Genomic DNA, 14,801 nt, shown 5'->3' on the forward strand with positions numbered 1-14,801 from the left:
CCGGAACCTCAGCGCACGGAAGCCGGCGCGCTGACGGCCCCTGTCGTACGCGCTTTGGCCCACGCCTTTTCGCACTCAGGGGTGAGGCGTTCAACGCGAGTCAACGTCATACGATCGTAGGAGAGGGTATTGCCCTCACGCTCGATTGGATAGATATCCAGGGAAGCGGTAACGTTGTAGATCTGGTTATCGCGGTTCATCAGTTTACCCGGCTGCGCGATCACGCGCTGCCACTGGCGGCAGTCGAAGGTATCCCCTTCTTTAGTGACGATCAGGCTGGCGATCGCGTCAGGGCTCATCATTTCACTCTGCGGCCCTTTCGATTGCCAGTAGCCCTCAAGGCCAGCCGGCGCCGGTGCTTTAACGACGTCATCGTAATGATCAACCTGCACACATCCGGCCAGCGCCACCACCATGCCCGCAAAAACTAACTGTTTCATCATTCATCCCACAAGCCGATAAAAAAGTATTGTGGCATTAAAGCGTTAAGCCTTCCACCCCCGCTCCCGGCGGAAAAACCGGGCAAAACAGGAACGGGCAGCACCGCCTTCATTTGAAATAAGGAAATTCCGAAAATAAAATAATGTTTGGGGCGTAACCATAGCATCTATGGGCACTTTTTGTTTTTAATCCGCTCACACTACCGGTTCTCGACTTTACTTTAAGAGTTTTCCTGGCAAATTATATGCATAGATGCGGAATAGTTTAACGGAACTAATAGGTTCTTTCGTAAACCTACTATTACTGCTCGCAAGGACTGCTTCGCACAATGCGTGTGAAGAGAATATCGTTACGTGTTGATTGAGGATGGGTCATGTCAACGATGATTATGGATTTGTGCAGTTATACCCGGTTAGGCTTAACGGGTTATCTGACCAGTCGGGGAATAAAAAAACAGGAAATCGTTGAGGTCCATTGCGCGACAGATTTGCAAAAACATTGCGCGTCGTGTTGTCCGGCAGTGGTGTTTCTTAATGAAGACTGCTTCGTGCATGATGATGAAAGTAATGGCATTATTCGCCAGATCATTACGCAAAACCCGGCGACGCTGTTTGTTATCTTTATGTCGCTGGCAAACATTCATTTTGACCGCTATTTGCGGGTACGGAAAAACCTGCTGATCAGTTCGAAATCGATAACGCCAAAAGACCTTGATGTTATTCTGGTTAATTATCTAAAATACAAAAATAGCAGTCTGGGGCAATTAAATTTACCGACGTTGTCGCTGAGTAAAACAGAATCAAATATGCTGCAAATGTGGATGGCCGGGCACGGCACGTCACAAATTTCAACGCAAATGAACATCAAAGCGAAGACGGTATCATCGCATAAAGGCAATATTAAAAAGAAAATACAAACGCACAATAAGCAGGTGATTTACCATATCGTTCGGCTGACCGAAAACGTAACGTCAGGTATTCAGGTGAATCTGCGTTAAAACAGACTGGCGGTGGTACCGCCAGTCCCGTTTTATGAGGCTTCTTTTTCGACGAAGATCCCATCCGGATGCCCTATTTCGTTGAAAAACCAGATCCCTAAAGGATAGTCTTCCAGCGAAACCAGATACATCGTCCCTTCACTAAACGACTCAATTGCCAGCACTACCCCCGATCGACGTGGGCCACCGTCGGTCTTCACCGTGACACGATCGTTCACCTGCATATTCACTCTCCTCTATTTTTCAGCCAGTGTAGAACAAAACCACGCAACTCGCAGCGTCGCGGCCCATGACTGGTGTTTTTTTAGACCGACTATACTTAAAGAGGCTTGAGCGACGCTCAGCGAGGGGGTAATGATGAAGAATCGATTGACTGGCCAGGCCGGAAATGACGTTGATGTCAACGTGGATGCGCTACTGGCAGCGATTAATGAGATTAGCGAAAGTGAAATCCATCGCACTCTGGACGACCCACAGCGCGCCAGCATTGATGGCCGCGGGTCACATACCTGGCGCGAACTGGCGGAGGCATTTGAGCTCGACATTCACGATTTCAGCGCCAGTGAAGTTAACCGCTAACGGCAGGCGAAAAAAATCCCGACTCGCAGGAGTCGGGATCAAACTTGCTAATGCAAGAAGCACTTGAAAATTCGTTACACCGGGAAATCCGATGCGTTAAAACATTATCCTCAATTATTTTGCATGACAAGCGATATTCATGACGCAAATTATTGAGAATGTTAGCGCTTTGCTTTGAGCAGGGCTGCAGGGCTGATGCGAGAAGGCTTCGCCGCAAACCGGTTTCATTCGATAGCGCGATCCCCGTCGAACACTTTAAGAAAAATCTCATTTTGCCTGATTCGGGCGAAACGTTTTGCTCACGCTTCGCTGCGAAAACAGACCTGATTGCGGCCGTTCTGCTTTGCCAGATAGAGACGACGATCGGCAACCGACTGTAAGGCTTCAAACTGATACTCCCCCTGCTCTTCGCTGGTACTGACCCCCAGTGAGGCACTGACCCGCAGCGTCACATTGTTATGTAAAAAGACCTCCCGGCCCTGAATTCGCAGGCGTAGCCGCTCTGCCACCGCCACCGCGTCCTGTAGCGTGGTATTCGGCAGCACGACACAAAACTCCTCCCCGCCCACGCGGCCCAGCAAGTCACCCTCACGAACGGTGCTGGCAAGGGTACTGGCCACCGTCGACAGCACTCTGTCACCCGCCTGATGGCCATAGCGATCGTTGATGCGCTTGAAGTGATCCAGATCGAGCTGGATCACCGCCAGCGGCCGTCCACTGCGCTGGCAGGCGCTGGCTACCGCCATCGCCTGTTCAAACAGCGCCCCGCGATTGAGCAGACGGGTTAAGGCATCATGCCATGCCTGCCATTCAAGGGAGGTTTGCAGGACGCTCATATTGCGGACCATGCGGCGGATCACCAGCCAGGAGAGCAACAGCATCAAGGTGAAGAGGACCCACATCAGGGTCAGGGCGATGGTGATGGTGCCAAAATTGCCCCGCACGCCTTCCCGCAGGGTGTGGATCCGCAGCAACACGCCATCAAAATTGCGCAGTTTGGCCCAGCTGATATAGCGTGTCAGCAAGCGCAGTCCCCCCTGGTTATCATGGACAAACGCGCGGCTGAGCAGTTCCTGTTCCCTGGGGGACAATAGCGTCAGGACATTCCCCGGCGCGGAAGAGGCCAGCAGGTTCAAATGGCTATCATAAAGCTGGTACTCCCCCTCCTGACCGCCCTGCATGGCGCTGACCAAAAACGCTTTTATTTCACTGACTGAGAAATCCATCGCCAGCACCCCGCGCCAGTAACCGGCGAAATCCAGCGGTATCGAAGCGGTGGCCACCTGCTCTTCCAGCTGCGGGTCATCGTCAGGAAAGGTTTGCCAGATAACGCCCCGCCCCGGATTATTCCGCTGGCTCTGTCGGGTAAACCAGAGGGCGCTGATGGCTTGCGAATAGTGGGTCATCACCTGCGACTCGTCCCGCAGCGGCAGGGTCGAGGTGAAAAAGCCGCTGCGAGAGATATACTGCATCCGCTCGGCGAAATCGCGGTCATGTTGCGTCAGATTCAACAGATACCCCAGCTCCAGCGTCGCCATCAACTCATCAGCCGCGAGCGGATCGTCCTTCAGCAGCATAGGGTTGTTACCGACGACGCTCCCCGAGACGCCAAACACCGGCAGCGTACGACGATTCGGCAGCGCCACTCGCCAGGCCTCCTGGTGACGCTGGCTCAGATAGCGCTGACTGGCACTACGCAATACGTCGATATCGAGCGGCTGCTCAAGAGCAGACTGCATGCCGTGGCGAAAAAACATCATCCGGTCAATATTGAACTGCAGCACCCCATCCATTTCATGGGCGACATTAGCCAGATTATTGCGCTGGTTGGCCACATAAGCCTCTTCCAGAACGTTGATTTCACGCCAGATCAGTAACGTGGAGAAAAAAAGCACCACAATAAAACAAACGTTAACCACATGCGCCGGGCGAGTCAGGTGGCGGAGCTTGTTTATCTTCAACCGAAGTGGCTTATCCATCATTATCTCGCAGTACGTTGCGCAAACCTGACGACATCAGCGCCCCGGCTGGTGTCGACGCCGGGCGCGCTTTTAGCGTAGACGACGCAGCGCCGTCACGCTGCGTGCAGCCACTCTACTTCACCGACCGGCGCAGACTGCTCACCACTTTCACGCCCGCCAGCACCACTGCGCCAATGATAAAACCCAGCACCAGGTTGGCAATGACCGGCAGCAGGGAAGCCAATATCCCGCCCAGCCCCGCGCTCCAGTGCTCAATGGCATGATGCAGTGGCGCAATGCCGTGAACCACAATCCCGCCGCCGACAAGGAACATCGCCAGCGTCCCAACGATGGAGAGCACTTTCATCAGCCAGGGGGCTACCACTAACAATCCTTTGCCCAGCCATTGCGCCAGCGCAGCGCGTTTCTCTGCCAGCCAGTAGCCCATGTCGTCCAGCTTAACGATCACCCCCACCAGGCCATAGACCCCGATGGTGACCAGAATCGCGATCCCCGAGAGGATCAGGATCTGATTGAGCAGCGGCGCTTCCGCCACAATGCCGAGGGTGATGGCGACAATTTCCGCGGACAAAATAAAATCGGTGCGAATCGCCCCTTTCACTTTGTCACGCTCAAAGGCCAGCGGGTCACGTTCCGCCAGCGCCTGAAGACGCTGCTGCCGTTGCGCAGGGTCTTCCTTGTGCTTACGCGCCTCCAGGCTGTGAAGGACCTTCTCCACCCCTTCAAAACAGAGGAATGCGCCTCCCAGCATCAGCAACGGCGTAATCGCCCAGGGGATAAAAGCACTGATCAATAGCGCCAGCGGCACGAGGATCACTTTATTAATGAACGAACCTTTCGCCACGCCCCAGACGACCGGCAGTTCACGATTCGCTCGCACGCCGGTCACCTGCTGAGCATTGAGCGACAGATCGTCGCCCAATACCCCGGCTGTTTTTTTCGCCGCCAGCTTGCCCATCACGGAAATATCGTCCAGCAGCGTGGCGATATCATCGAGTAATGTTAAAAGACTACTTCCTGCCAAAATAATTTCCTTCTCTTTTCATCAATGTCTCCCTCGAGTATGCGTTAAAAAACGGCCGGTGCCCAAGGTACAATTAGTCAATATAAATTTAACAAACTCGGGCAAATTAAGCGCTCGCCAGCGCGATAGTTTTCACGTTTACTATATGTCCCCTTTCTATCTCTGCACCGTCGTGAGGAAGTATGTCTACCCGTCAGCTGTTACCGCTTATCGGGGCGCTGTTTGCGCTGTATATCATTTGGGGCTCTACCTATTTTGCCATCGCCGTCGGCGTCGCCAGCTGGCCGCCGCTGATGATGGCCGGTATTCGCTTTCTCTCAGCCGGCGTGCTACTGCTGGGCTGGCTGCTGGTCACCGGCCATAAGCTGCCAGCCCGCCGGCCGCTGCTTAACGCCGCGCTGATTGGGGTCTTGCTGCTTGCCGTCGGCAACGGCTTCGTCACTCTCGCCGAACATCAGCACGTTCCGTCAGGGATCGCGGCGGTGATGGTCGCCACCGTGCCGCTGTTCACGCTATGTTTCAGCCGCTTTTTCGGCATCGCCACCCGTAAACTGGAGTGGCTGGGCATTGCCATTGGCCTGGCAGGTATCGTCATGCTCAACAGCGGTGGCAACCTGAACGGCAACCCCTGGGGCGCGCTGCTGATCCTGATTGGTTCGCTAAGCTGGGCGTTCGGCTCGGTTTACGGGTCGCGGATTGAGCTGCCGACCGGCATGATGGCGGGGGCTATCGAGATGCTCGCCGCCGGGATCGTCCTGCTGGTCTCGTCATGGCTGACCGGTGAGACGTTAACCCATGTCCCCTCGTGGTCCGGGATCGCCGCCCTGGCCTACCTGGCTATCTTTGGCTCGCTAATCGCCATCAACGCCTACATGTTTTTGATCCGCAACGTCACCCCGGCGGTAGCCACCAGCTATGCCTATGTTAACCCGGTGGTGGCCGTCTTGCTCGGCACCGGGTTTGGCGGTGAAAGCCTGTCGCTCATTGAATGGCTGGCGCTGGCAGTGATTATTTTCGCCGTAGTGCTGGTGACGCTGGGAAAATATCTCTTCCCCGCCCGCAGCGAGGCTACTCCTTGTAAGGCGGCGAAGTAAACGCCAGCTCGCGGATCCCCTGCGTATCGATCTGCGCGTCGTGCCCGGCGCCGCAGATCCACTCTTCCAGACGCTCGGTGAGCGCCTCATCATTTAGTTTCAACCGGCCGCGCAGGGCGCATTCCCAGATGATAAGCACCCGCCAGCCCTGCTCAGCCAGCTGTTGCCGGTCGCGGGCGTCACGCGCCACGTTGCCAGCGATTTTATCCAGCCAGAAAGCCGTCCGGGTGGCCGGCACCTTAAACAGATAACAGTCATGGTGATGCCAGAAACAGCCGTGAGTAAAGATAACGCAGCGGTAGTCGGGTAAGGCGAAATCGGGGCGTCCTGGCAGCGCGCGATCCTGGGCGACAAAGGTGAATCCCGCCCCGGTCAGCAGCGCCGCTATCCGCTTTTCAATCGCCGTATCGCGCGTGGCGATAGCCCGCATATTTTTACTGCGCGTGGCTTTATCGTGAACATCCGCCATCGTTATCATCCGCTTCGCGACGCGCCACCGCCTGGGCGATACGCGGCGCCAGGAGCTTCGCCACCGCGGCGAAGACCGGAACCACCACCGAGTTGCCGAACTGACGATAGGCCTGGGTATCCGACACTGGAATGCGGAACCGTGAACCCTGGGGCGATTCAAAGCCCATCAGCCGGGCGCATTCGCGCGGCGTCAACCGGCGAGGCCGCCGCTGTTGGTTCTGTGGATCGTCAAAATGCTGCTCGCCCAACGGCCGGTCCCAGCCGCGGTCGACGAGAATTTCGGCACCGTCTTTATAGTAGCGGGCAGAGAGTGTTCGAGCCACGCTGTGGGGATTACCGGGGTCTACCAGGCCATAACCAAAGCCATTACCCCGCGCCTGATGCTTGCGGGCATAACGATAGAGATATTTCCACAACACCGGCGTAAGGATAAATTTGGCATCCACCGTCGGCTCCAGCAGCTCGCCAAACGTCGGCCGCACCGCCGGATAGAGCGCAGCGATATCGCGCAGCGTAAATCCTTCATGCAGCTGCAGGTCGCGGCGGAAACCCACCAGCACGATGCGCTCCCGGTGCTGTGGTAAGAAATGGCGCCCGTCGATGACCTTAGGGTCATCCGGCCCGGTATGCCCGGCATCGGCCACCTCATACCCCAGCTCATCCAGCGTCTGCATGATGATGCGGAAGGTGCGCCCCTGATCGTGGCTTTTGAGGTTTTTGACATTCTCCAGCACAAAAATCGCCGGCTGACGCGCGGCGATAATTCTCACGACATCAAAAAACAGCGTCCCCTGGGTTTCGCAGGCAAAGCCGTGCGCGCGCCCCATGGCATTTTTTTTGGAGACGCCGGCGAGTGAGAAAGGCTGGCAGGGAAAGCCAGCCAGTAAGACATCATGCTGAGGAATCGTCTCGCGGATATGCTGCGCCGCTTCTTCATCGCTGACATCGGGGCGGTGGCTGAGCGTGACATCGCGGATATCTTCATTAAAACGATGCTGTTGCGGATCACAGTACCAGTTGGCCTTGTAGGTACGCACCGCGTGCTTGTTCCACTCGCTGGTAAAGACGCACTGCCCGCCGATGGCTTCAAAACCGTTGCGGATCCCGCCGATACCGGCAAACAAATCGACAAAGCGGAACGCATAATGCGGGTGATGAGCTGGCGGCGCCGGCAGCAGCGTCGCCAGATGGGCGATCTCCTGCGGACGCAAACGCCCAGCCGCGCGGGAGAGCGCCGCCACGCGCTTGAGGATCGCCGCGCTCCAGTGCTGTTCGCCGACGCTTACCAGTTCGGCGACCAGCGTTTTCACATCATAGATCGTCATCAGCTGACGCAGCAGCGCCTGAGCCTCTTCCCCGGCCTGCTCAGCCAGCGGCAACGACCTGTTTTCCTTAATTAACTTTTGCGGCATATCCTCAACCAGCGCGGACGATTTTTGCAGAGAGTACCATAAATCACCGGTCGGTTGACGCCTGCGGTGCAAAGCGGCGTAAAACCGCTTCATCCAGCGCCAGCGGCTCCCCCTGCAGCTCCGCGCTAAGCTTGGCCATAAATTCGACGAGGAAGCGGGCATTGTGCTGCGCCATCTCTTTTCCTCTGGCCGTCTGCATGGTTTCCGGCAGGCGCAGGAGTTTGCACTGGAAATGATCGAGGGCATATTGGCGGTCATCCAGCGCCCGCCGGTCAGCAAATGGATCTTCAGCATCAAACAAGATGGTATTCAGGGCGCCGGCGACGGCGAAGACGCGCGCCAGACCAATCGCCCCCAGCGACTCAAGACGGTCGGCATCCTGGACGATTTTCGCCTCCAGCGTGCGCGGCGGGATCGCCGCGCTGAAGCTGTGCGCCTCAATGGCATGGCTGACCGCCGCGTAACGCTCCGCGGGAAAATCGGCAAATGACGACTGTAGAATAGCGAGGGTTTTCTCAGCGGCCATCATCGAGGAACGGCTTCGCTCCGGATGATTCTTCGGCAAGCTGACGATGTCATGAAAATAGCAGGCCGTGAGGAGTACCAGTCGGTCGACCTCCTCCCCGGCGGCCAACTGGGTAGCCGTGGCCCAGACGCGACGAAAATGGGACAGATCGTGTGCGGCATCATCCTGCGCGTGGTGCGTCAGTATCCAGTGCTCATATCGTTGCTGCCAGTCAACCAGGTTCATAGGCTTTCCTTTATGTGAAGGTCAGCCTCGAGCATAGCAACTTTACCGCTGATGATCCCGCTCGCCGCGAGACGGCCGGGTATACCAGACAACCGCCCCGAGGATCGCGCCAATGCCCGCAAGGACTAACATCCCCAACAGCGCGCCAAGCCATTTTCCCGCTGTGGTTCCCAAATCGCCCTCCACGCTGGCGCCGGGAACGCTGTGAATTTTTCCGACCACCCACCAGTAACGCACGATGACCCAGACACAATATCCGCAAAAAGCATACAACGCCCATAACGCGAGCTTCCCTCCGGGGCTACGTTTTGCCTGCTCTTCCATCTCATTCCTCTCCGTGACACAACACACTACCGCCACTCAAAACGTGACAAGCATCACATTATACCGCCAACCTGTGCAGCAGGCAGCAGTTTCATCCCCATCTTCTGCGTCAACCTGCGACTTATGCTGCCGGTGAGCGGGCGCTGAAGTGCTTTATTTATTCTTCTCCCCATGCAAAAAGTTTATTCCGGCGCGGGAGATCGCGTGTTGTATTGATAATCTATTGACTATTTTTGCCGGCCAAAAAGCAATTTTCGTGATGAATGATGTCTTGATGTTAATTCATACAACTCATTTCATTAAGTTAACAAAATCAATCAAACCAAGTCATATCACATTGCTATATAACAAAATAATACCTCACTAAAAATCATCCATAAAAAATATAAAGAACCAAATGGAAATAAATTGAAATATTTTACATTATTTATTTACATATTTTATTTTAAATAAAAATGAACTTAGTCGTTAGTATCTGATAGTCATTCCGGAGGGATTGTCATAATTCATAGAAATTATTATTAAAAGGGAATATATAATGAAAAGAAAAGTACTGGCACTCATGGTACCGGCATTATTAATGGCCAATGCCGTTAATGCCGCGGAAATCTATAACAACAACGGCAACAAACTGGACCTTTACGGAAAAGTCGACGGCCTGCACTACTTCTCTGACGACACTTCAGAGGATGGCGATCAGACCTATGCTCGCTTTGGTATAAAAGGCGAAACGCAGATCGCTTCCGAGTTAACCGGCTACGGTCAGTGGGAATACAACATTCAGGCAAATACCACTGAAAAAGAAGGCGCAAACTCCTGGACCCGTCTGGCCTTCGCTGGTCTGAAGTTTGCCGACTACGGCTCACTGGATTACGGTCGTAACTACGGCGTGGTGTACGACATTGAATCCTGGACCGATATGCTGCCGGAATTCGGCGGCGATACCTACACCCAGACCGACGTCTACATGACCGGCCGTACCAACGGCGTGGCAACCTACCGTAACAGCGACTTCTTCGGCCTCGTCGACGGTCTGCATTTCGCTCTGCAGTATCAGGGTAATAATGAAAACGCCGGTTCTGGCGAAGGCACTAATAACGGCGGCAAACGTAAGCTGGCGCGGGAAAATGGCGACGGTTTCGGTATCTCCAGCTACTACGATCTTGATATGGGGATCAGCGTAGGGGCAGCGTATTCGTCTTCTGACCGTACCCATAACCAGCAGGCAGAGGCTCGTAGCAGCCAGCGCTACGCCAATGGCGATAAAGCCGACGCCTGGACCGTCGGCGCGAAATATGACGCCAACAACATCTATCTGGCCGCCATGTATGCTGAAACCCGCAACATGACCTTCTACGGCAACGATAGTTTTGGTGGGATTGCCAACAAAACGCAGAACTTCGAAGTGGTCGCGCAGTATCAGTTTGACGACTTTAATTTACCGCTGCGTCCGTCTGTCGCCTATCTGCAGTCGAAAGGTAAAGATCTCTACACCTATTCTCGCTACGGCGACAAGGATCTGGTCAAGTATGTCGACGTGGGCATGACCTACTACTTCAACAAAAATATGTCCACCTATGTGGATTACAAAATCAACCTGCTGGATGAAGACGACCGCTTCTACAAAAACAGCGGTATCGCGACCGATGACATCGTCGCCCTCGGCCTGGTCTATCAGTTCTGATCCCCGTCAAAGCCCGCGTTCAGCGGGCTTTTTTATGTTCCCGCTCCGTTGAGATCACTCTTTTCGACATTGCCGCTTTCCAGGCGTACCTTCCCTCTTTATGATGCGTTTAAGCTCGTTCGGGCAAAAAGCGGCGATAAGGTCCTAAAAGGATAAAGCGCGCTACCGCGTCTCTACGCTGAAACCAGGACGATGATGATGGCGATACCCCAGCGCAGGCGTTATACCTGAAGCTAACGGTGTGATTGAAGGGGAATGGTCATTAAGAGAAAAGTGGCGGAGAGAGGGGGATTTGAACCCCCGGTAGAGTTGCCCCTACTCCGGTTTTCGAGACCGGTCCGTTCAGCCGCTCCGGCATCTCTCCGCTGTTGTGGTTGCTATAATGCCAGGATCTTTGGCATTTTAATAGCTCCCGTTTCGGTAATCGTGTTCAAGTGACGACTTTGCGAGCAATATGATGTTTAAATGGCCCTGGAAAGCAGATGATGAGTCCGGCAACGCAGAGATGCCCTGGGAGCAAGCGCTTGCCATTCCGGTTTTAGCCCATCTTTCTCCCACTGAGCAGCGCAAGCTTACTCAGTTGGCTGCCCGTTTCTTACAGCAAAAACGTCTGGTGGCACTGCAGGGGCTGGAGCTCACCCCGCTGCATCAGGCACGCATTGCCCTGCTCTTTTGTCTGCCAGTGCTTGAGCTGGGAATAGAGTGGCTGGACGGTTTCCATGAAGTGCTGATCTACCCAGCCCCGTTCGTCGTGGATGATGAATGGGAAGATGATATTGGTCTGGTCCATAACCAGCGAGTGGTGCAATCGGGACAAAGCTGGCAGCAGGGGCCTGTAGTGCTGAACTGGCTGGATATTCAGGACTCCTTTGATGCGTCAGGCTTTAACCTCGTGGTGCACGAGGTGGCGCATAAGCTGGATGCGAGGAATGGCGATCGGGCCAGCGGCGTGCCGCTTATCCCATTACGCGAGGTTGCCGGCTGGGAGCACGATCTCCACGCGGCAATGAACAATATACAGGATGAGATAGACCTGGTGGGGGAAAGCGCCGCCAGCATTGACGCCTATGCCGCCACCGATCCTGCGGAGTGCTTTGCCGTCCTCTCGGAATATTTTTTCAGCGCGCCCGAGTTGTTCGCGCCCCGCTTCCCCGCCCTGTGGCAGCGTTTTTGCCACTTCTACCAGCAGGATCCGCTGCAGCGGATACGTGAGAATGGCCTGCAGGATGAAGACAATCGGCGCATTGTTCACTAAAACAACGCCCTGGGCTAAATTTAGCCAGTTGAATCAGCAAGTTAATTTTAGTGTTGACACAAAAATGCGAGGCCAGTAGTATGCGCCTCGTTCACACGATTCCTCTGTAGTTCAGTCGGTAGAACGGCGGACTGTTAATCCGTATGTCACTGGTTCGAGTCCAGTCAGAGGAGCCAAATTTAAAAAAGCCTGCTTTCGAGCAGGCTTTTTGCTTTTTAGCTTCCGTCAGGTCTGCCTCAGTTCTGTCCGGCCCAGCCGCATAAGAGCTAGCGGCGCATCAGCGCCTCCTGCCAGCGTCGCGTCAGATAGTTATGTTCATCCATCACCGAATTCCATACCGCAATATGTCCCATCCGCTGCTCGTAGCTACCACCATCCCGACGCTCACCCGCAGGAATAAGCGGCGCGCCAGAGGCATCGAGGAGTAATTCAGCTGCCGGTTTTCCTGCATACCAATAGTCCCATTCGGCCTGAGACAGAAAAGCGCGGCTTCGCTGAGGGTTGGAAATATAATACCCCTGCCGGGCCATTACTGCGCCGGGCCAACCAGACTGCCACCAGTTAAGGTAATCATAGGCCGCTTCTTTTACCTTCCCAGTCACGCAGCGAGACAGCGACATGCCGCCATACCACGCCCGATAGCCTTCACGTGGGCGCGCCATTTTATAGCCTCGCTGATGGAAATGGTGCCGGAAATAGATGGGAGCCCATAAGCTCTGGACCTCAACGCATCGATTATCGATTAAATCGCATGCCTGCTCCTGGGACGACCAGAATGCGGCAAAGTGTCCCTGGCGATTAAGATGGGCTAATCCTTGTGTCAAAACATCGATCTCTTCCAACGTCAAATTGCCAATATCGGCAAACTGCGCCATCCCCGCGCCCTGCATGGCCAGAGCGGCATCGATCCCTCCCATAGCTGCATCCTCTTGCAGGGCGACCGCGCCAGTAAGCGCGCTATGCAGCAACCATCCCCAACTCTCTTCTTCCTGCTGAAGCGCCTCGGGAAGACGGTCGACATGATAAGCAAAGCTATCGGCATTATGCGTCAATGGCAGCATGCTGATGAGATCGCTCGGCTGGTTGCTTAAATGGCGATCCCGTTGAACGTACAAGCGCTGGGACGGTACGCTGCCATCGGCCACAACGCCGTTCAGGGTGCCCTGCTTCGCCAGTTCGTTCACCTCGTCCCAATATTTCAGCCGCTTCACCTCCAGCGGCTGAATAGCACGGGCCGGCCAGACAAAATCGATATTATGAAACCACTGGTCATAGAGATCGTAACTGTCAGGCTGCATAACCGCGATGCGCTGGGCATCTTCCACGCTATGCAGCAGGTATTCGATCTTAATCCCCAGCTCCTGCTCAGCGCGAACACGCAATATCTCCAGTAATGTCACCGACGTGCCCAACACCCGAAGCGTTAATGGAGGAGAAATAATCGCCGCAGAACTCATCCCTTCAGGACTCCTGTAATACTTGCATAAAGCGGCTAAAGGCCTGCTGCAAGCGATGCGCCTCCAGTCCACGTAAGATAAATACCAACGTTGAATGGCTTAAGGCTCCAGGCCAGTCATCCAAATGCACCGGAGGATGCAACGTGTGCTGTACACCATGAATAACCACCGGAGTCTCACTGTCGCTTACACGCAAAATGCCTTTTATTCTCAGCACCGCGTTACCATGGCAATGTAATAGCATGGATAACCAGATAGCAAAAGCGGGCCAGTTTAACGACTGCTCAAGCGAAATCACGCATGTTTCTGTCGTGGGATGCGCCCCGCCATCGCGCTTTGGCACCAACGAAAACGTGTTGTCAACACATGAGCCTAACCAGCGGAAACGCTGTTCATAAGAGCCGCGAAATACTTCACTTCGGAACAGCCAGTCCGGGGTATCCTGCGCCAGCCGCGTAGTGCTCACTTCCGCCAGCGGATTAAGCTGACGCAGCCACTGCTCGAGCGTCACCGTCTCCTCGGGGGCAACGCGATCGCTTTTACTCACCAGCAGTTTGTCCGCCGCCGTCACCTGCGCAAGCCACTCGGGCTGAAGATCGGCTTGACGGTGGGCATGTTCCGCATCGACGAGTGTGACCAGCGTCCCTGGCGTGAAATGGCTCTGCAACTGACGATCGTGGAGAAGTGTCGATAAGATGGGAGCCGGATCGGCCAGCCCGCTGGTTTCCAGAACGACGTAGCGAAACGCCGGGATCAGGCCGCGCGCCCGCCGTTCATAAAGCGCCAGCAGAGCGGCCTGCAATTCCCCACGAATCTGACAGCATACGCAACCGCTCGGCAATAACACCGTATCCGGCGCGACTGCGTGAAGCAGATGATGGTCGATCCCCACCTCGCCAAACTCATTCACCAGCAGAGCAATATCGTTCACGTCCTGCCGGGCGAGCCAGTTTTTCAGCAGCGTTGTTTTACCGCTACCCAGGAACCCGCTCAGCACATGGAGGGGTAATTTCTCTTCAGCAAGCATCGTTTTCCCCTTTGGCCTCAAGCGAGGCTAACCAGGCATCATCGAGCGGATCGATCGCCTGATGCAGCATGTTCTCGGCTTCTTTCCACAACCGATCCAGGGAGTGGACCAGCACCTGTTGTCCCGTCGGGCTGGCCAGCAGCCATTGACCATGAAACTCCGTCAGCGAGAGGCGCCAGGGCTTCAGCGTACGGTTTAGTAATGCCAGCTGCCGCAGACGCAGCTGGCGTAGGGGAATATCCTGCCGCAGCGGATCGCTCCACTGCGGCCCGTTATCAAGCAGGCCGCACACTCCGCACATCA

The 14,801-nt window shown here is 55.1% G+C and carries 16 protein-coding genes and 2 tRNA genes; 6 read left to right on the forward strand and 12 right to left on the reverse strand.

All coding sequences use genetic code 11. The annotated features are described in order from the left end of the window. Positions 1 to 8: 8 nt before the first annotated feature. A complete protein-coding gene (gene yedD / locus SPE70_RS16935; protein WP_074423851.1) occupies positions 9 to 443 on the reverse strand; it encodes a lipoprotein YedD in 435 nt (144 codons plus the stop codon). 371 nt (positions 444 to 814) lie between these two features. Here yedD and rcsA point away from each other — a divergent pair, with 371 nt between their 5' ends. Next, positions 815 to 1,438, forward strand: coding sequence for a transcriptional regulator RcsA (gene rcsA, locus SPE70_RS16940; RefSeq protein ID WP_008804210.1), 624 nt, complete (start codon positions 815 to 817; stop codon positions 1,436 to 1,438). Positions 1,439 to 1,470: 32 nt separating this feature from the next. On the opposite strand, the gene dsrB is transcribed toward rcsA, so the two are convergent. After that, positions 1,471 to 1,662, reverse strand: coding sequence for a protein DsrB (dsrB, locus tag SPE70_RS16945; protein WP_012541227.1), 192 nt, complete (start codon positions 1,660 to 1,662; stop codon positions 1,471 to 1,473). A 133-nt stretch (positions 1,663 to 1,795) separates the two neighbouring features. Between dsrB and SPE70_RS16950 the strand changes: the two genes are divergently transcribed. Beyond that, complete coding sequence (locus tag SPE70_RS16950; protein WP_032691215.1) at positions 1,796 to 2,017, forward strand: YodD family protein; 222 nt, start codon at positions 1,796 to 1,798, stop codon at positions 2,015 to 2,017. Between the two features lie 299 nt (positions 2,018 to 2,316). Here the strand turns inward: SPE70_RS16950 and dgcQ are convergent, their stop codons facing one another. Together dgcQ and SPE70_RS16960 are read right to left on the reverse strand one after the other, a co-directional pair. After that, a complete protein-coding gene (gene dgcQ / locus SPE70_RS16955; protein WP_064170588.1) occupies positions 2,317 to 3,996 on the reverse strand; it encodes a cellulose biosynthesis regulator diguanylate cyclase DgcQ in 1,680 nt (559 codons plus the stop codon). Positions 3,997 to 4,111: 115 nt separating this feature from the next. After that, positions 4,112 to 5,023 carry a DUF808 domain-containing protein gene (locus SPE70_RS16960; RefSeq protein WP_008804206.1) on the reverse strand — a complete coding sequence of 304 codons (912 nt, stop codon included), beginning with the start codon at positions 5,021 to 5,023 and terminating at the stop codon, positions 4,112 to 4,114. Between the two features lie 182 nt (positions 5,024 to 5,205). On the opposite strand from SPE70_RS16960, the gene yedA reads away from it, so the two are divergent. Further along, entirely contained in the window at positions 5,206 to 6,117 is a 912-nt protein-coding gene (gene yedA, locus SPE70_RS16965) for a drug/metabolite exporter YedA (protein ID WP_048964990.1), read from the forward strand. On the opposite strand, the gene SPE70_RS16970 is transcribed toward yedA, so the two are convergent. From SPE70_RS16970 to drpB, 4 genes are all read right to left on the reverse strand, one after another. Further along, positions 6,092 to 6,586, reverse strand: a complete 495-nt coding sequence (locus SPE70_RS16970; protein WP_023340419.1) for a very short patch repair endonuclease — start codon at positions 6,584 to 6,586, stop codon at positions 6,092 to 6,094. The two genes, yedA and SPE70_RS16970, sit on opposite strands and share 26 nt — an antisense overlap. Next, positions 6,567 to 7,967 (reverse strand): DNA cytosine methyltransferase, encoded by a 1,401-nt coding sequence (locus SPE70_RS16975; RefSeq protein WP_012967658.1) that lies wholly within the window; start codon positions 7,965 to 7,967, stop codon positions 6,567 to 6,569. Before SPE70_RS16975 ends, SPE70_RS16970 begins: the two co-directional genes overlap by 20 nt. Positions 7,968 to 8,043: 76 nt before the next feature. Beyond that, positions 8,044 to 8,751 (reverse strand): phosphohydrolase, encoded by a 708-nt coding sequence (locus SPE70_RS16980; RefSeq protein ID WP_022065155.1) that lies wholly within the window; start codon positions 8,749 to 8,751, stop codon positions 8,044 to 8,046. Between the two features lie 42 nt (positions 8,752 to 8,793). Beyond that, positions 8,794 to 9,075 carry a cell division protein DrpB gene (gene drpB / locus SPE70_RS16985; protein ID WP_008804201.1) on the reverse strand — a complete coding sequence of 94 codons (282 nt, stop codon included), beginning with the start codon at positions 9,073 to 9,075 and terminating at the stop codon, positions 8,794 to 8,796. A gap of 538 nt (positions 9,076 to 9,613) precedes the next feature. On the opposite strand from drpB, the gene ompC reads away from it, so the two are divergent. Next, a complete protein-coding gene (gene ompC / locus SPE70_RS16990; protein ID WP_032733299.1) occupies positions 9,614 to 10,759 on the forward strand; it encodes a porin OmpC in 1,146 nt (381 codons plus the stop codon). A 274-nt stretch (positions 10,760 to 11,033) separates the two neighbouring features. Here ompC and SPE70_RS16995 read toward each other — a convergent pair. Further along, a tRNA-Ser gene (locus SPE70_RS16995) sits at positions 11,034 to 11,123 on the reverse strand. Positions 11,124 to 11,213: 90 nt separating this feature from the next. Between SPE70_RS16995 and mtfA the strand changes: the two genes are divergently transcribed. After that, positions 11,214 to 12,014, forward strand: a complete 801-nt coding sequence (gene mtfA / locus SPE70_RS17000; protein WP_008804199.1) for a DgsA anti-repressor MtfA — start codon at positions 11,214 to 11,216, stop codon at positions 12,012 to 12,014. Between the two features lie 100 nt (positions 12,015 to 12,114). Beyond that, positions 12,115 to 12,190: transfer RNA gene (locus tag SPE70_RS17005), tRNA-Asn, on the forward strand. Positions 12,191 to 12,280: 90 nt separating this feature from the next. On the opposite strand, the gene SPE70_RS17010 is transcribed toward SPE70_RS17005, so the two are convergent. From SPE70_RS17010 to SPE70_RS17020, 3 genes are read right to left on the reverse strand one after another with little or no spacing between them, the layout of a single operon-like run. Continuing rightward, positions 12,281 to 13,471: an ABC transporter substrate-binding protein gene (locus SPE70_RS17010; RefSeq protein WP_022065157.1), complete on the reverse strand. Its 1,191-nt coding sequence runs from the start codon at positions 13,469 to 13,471 to the stop codon at positions 12,281 to 12,283. Positions 13,472 to 13,475: 4 nt separating this feature from the next. Continuing rightward, on the reverse strand, positions 13,476 to 14,498 hold the full coding sequence (locus tag SPE70_RS17015) for a CobW family GTP-binding protein (RefSeq protein ID WP_032733301.1): 1,023 nt from the start codon (positions 14,496 to 14,498) through the stop codon (positions 13,476 to 13,478). Continuing rightward, positions 14,488 to 14,799 carry a hypothetical protein gene (locus SPE70_RS17020; protein WP_016161414.1) on the reverse strand — a complete coding sequence of 104 codons (312 nt, stop codon included), beginning with the start codon at positions 14,797 to 14,799 and terminating at the stop codon, positions 14,488 to 14,490. Before SPE70_RS17020 ends, SPE70_RS17015 begins: the two co-directional genes overlap by 11 nt. Between the last annotated feature and the right edge of the window lie 2 nt (positions 14,800 to 14,801).

The organism is Klebsiella sp. ZJOU C1, assembly GCF_035620215.1.
GTDB classification, from domain to species: Bacteria; Pseudomonadota; Gammaproteobacteria; order Enterobacterales; family Enterobacteriaceae; genus Klebsiella; species Klebsiella variicola.

Coding starts and splice junctions, on each gene's coding strand:
- mtfA (WP_008804199.1), top strand. CDS start 11,214: ATGATGTTTAAATGGCCCTGGAAAGCAGATGATGAGTCCGGCAACGCA.
- SPE70_RS17020 (WP_016161414.1), bottom strand. CDS start 14,799: ATGTGCGGAGTGTGCGGCCTGCTTGATAACGGGCCGCAGTGGAGCGAT.
- SPE70_RS16950 (WP_032691215.1), top strand. CDS start 1,796: ATGAAGAATCGATTGACTGGCCAGGCCGGAAATGACGTTGATGTCAAC.
- SPE70_RS17015 (WP_032733301.1), bottom strand. CDS start 14,498: ATGCTTGCTGAAGAGAAATTACCCCTCCATGTGCTGAGCGGGTTCCTG.
- dgcQ (WP_064170588.1), bottom strand. CDS start 3,996: ATGGATAAGCCACTTCGGTTGAAGATAAACAAGCTCCGCCACCTGACT.
- dsrB (WP_012541227.1), bottom strand. CDS start 1,662: ATGCAGGTGAACGATCGTGTCACGGTGAAGACCGACGGTGGCCCACGT.
- ompC (WP_032733299.1), top strand. CDS start 9,614: ATGAAAAGAAAAGTACTGGCACTCATGGTACCGGCATTATTAATGGCC.
- yedD (WP_074423851.1), bottom strand. CDS start 443: ATGATGAAACAGTTAGTTTTTGCGGGCATGGTGGTGGCGCTGGCCGGA.
- SPE70_RS16970 (WP_023340419.1), bottom strand. CDS start 6,586: ATGGCGGATGTTCACGATAAAGCCACGCGCAGTAAAAATATGCGGGCT.
- SPE70_RS16980 (WP_022065155.1), bottom strand. CDS start 8,751: ATGAACCTGGTTGACTGGCAGCAACGATATGAGCACTGGATACTGACG.
- drpB (WP_008804201.1), bottom strand. CDS start 9,075: ATGGAAGAGCAGGCAAAACGTAGCCCCGGAGGGAAGCTCGCGTTATGG.
- rcsA (WP_008804210.1), top strand. CDS start 815: ATGTCAACGATGATTATGGATTTGTGCAGTTATACCCGGTTAGGCTTA.
- yedA (WP_048964990.1), top strand. CDS start 5,206: ATGTCTACCCGTCAGCTGTTACCGCTTATCGGGGCGCTGTTTGCGCTG.
- SPE70_RS17010 (WP_022065157.1), bottom strand. CDS start 13,471: ATGAGTTCTGCGGCGATTATTTCTCCTCCATTAACGCTTCGGGTGTTG.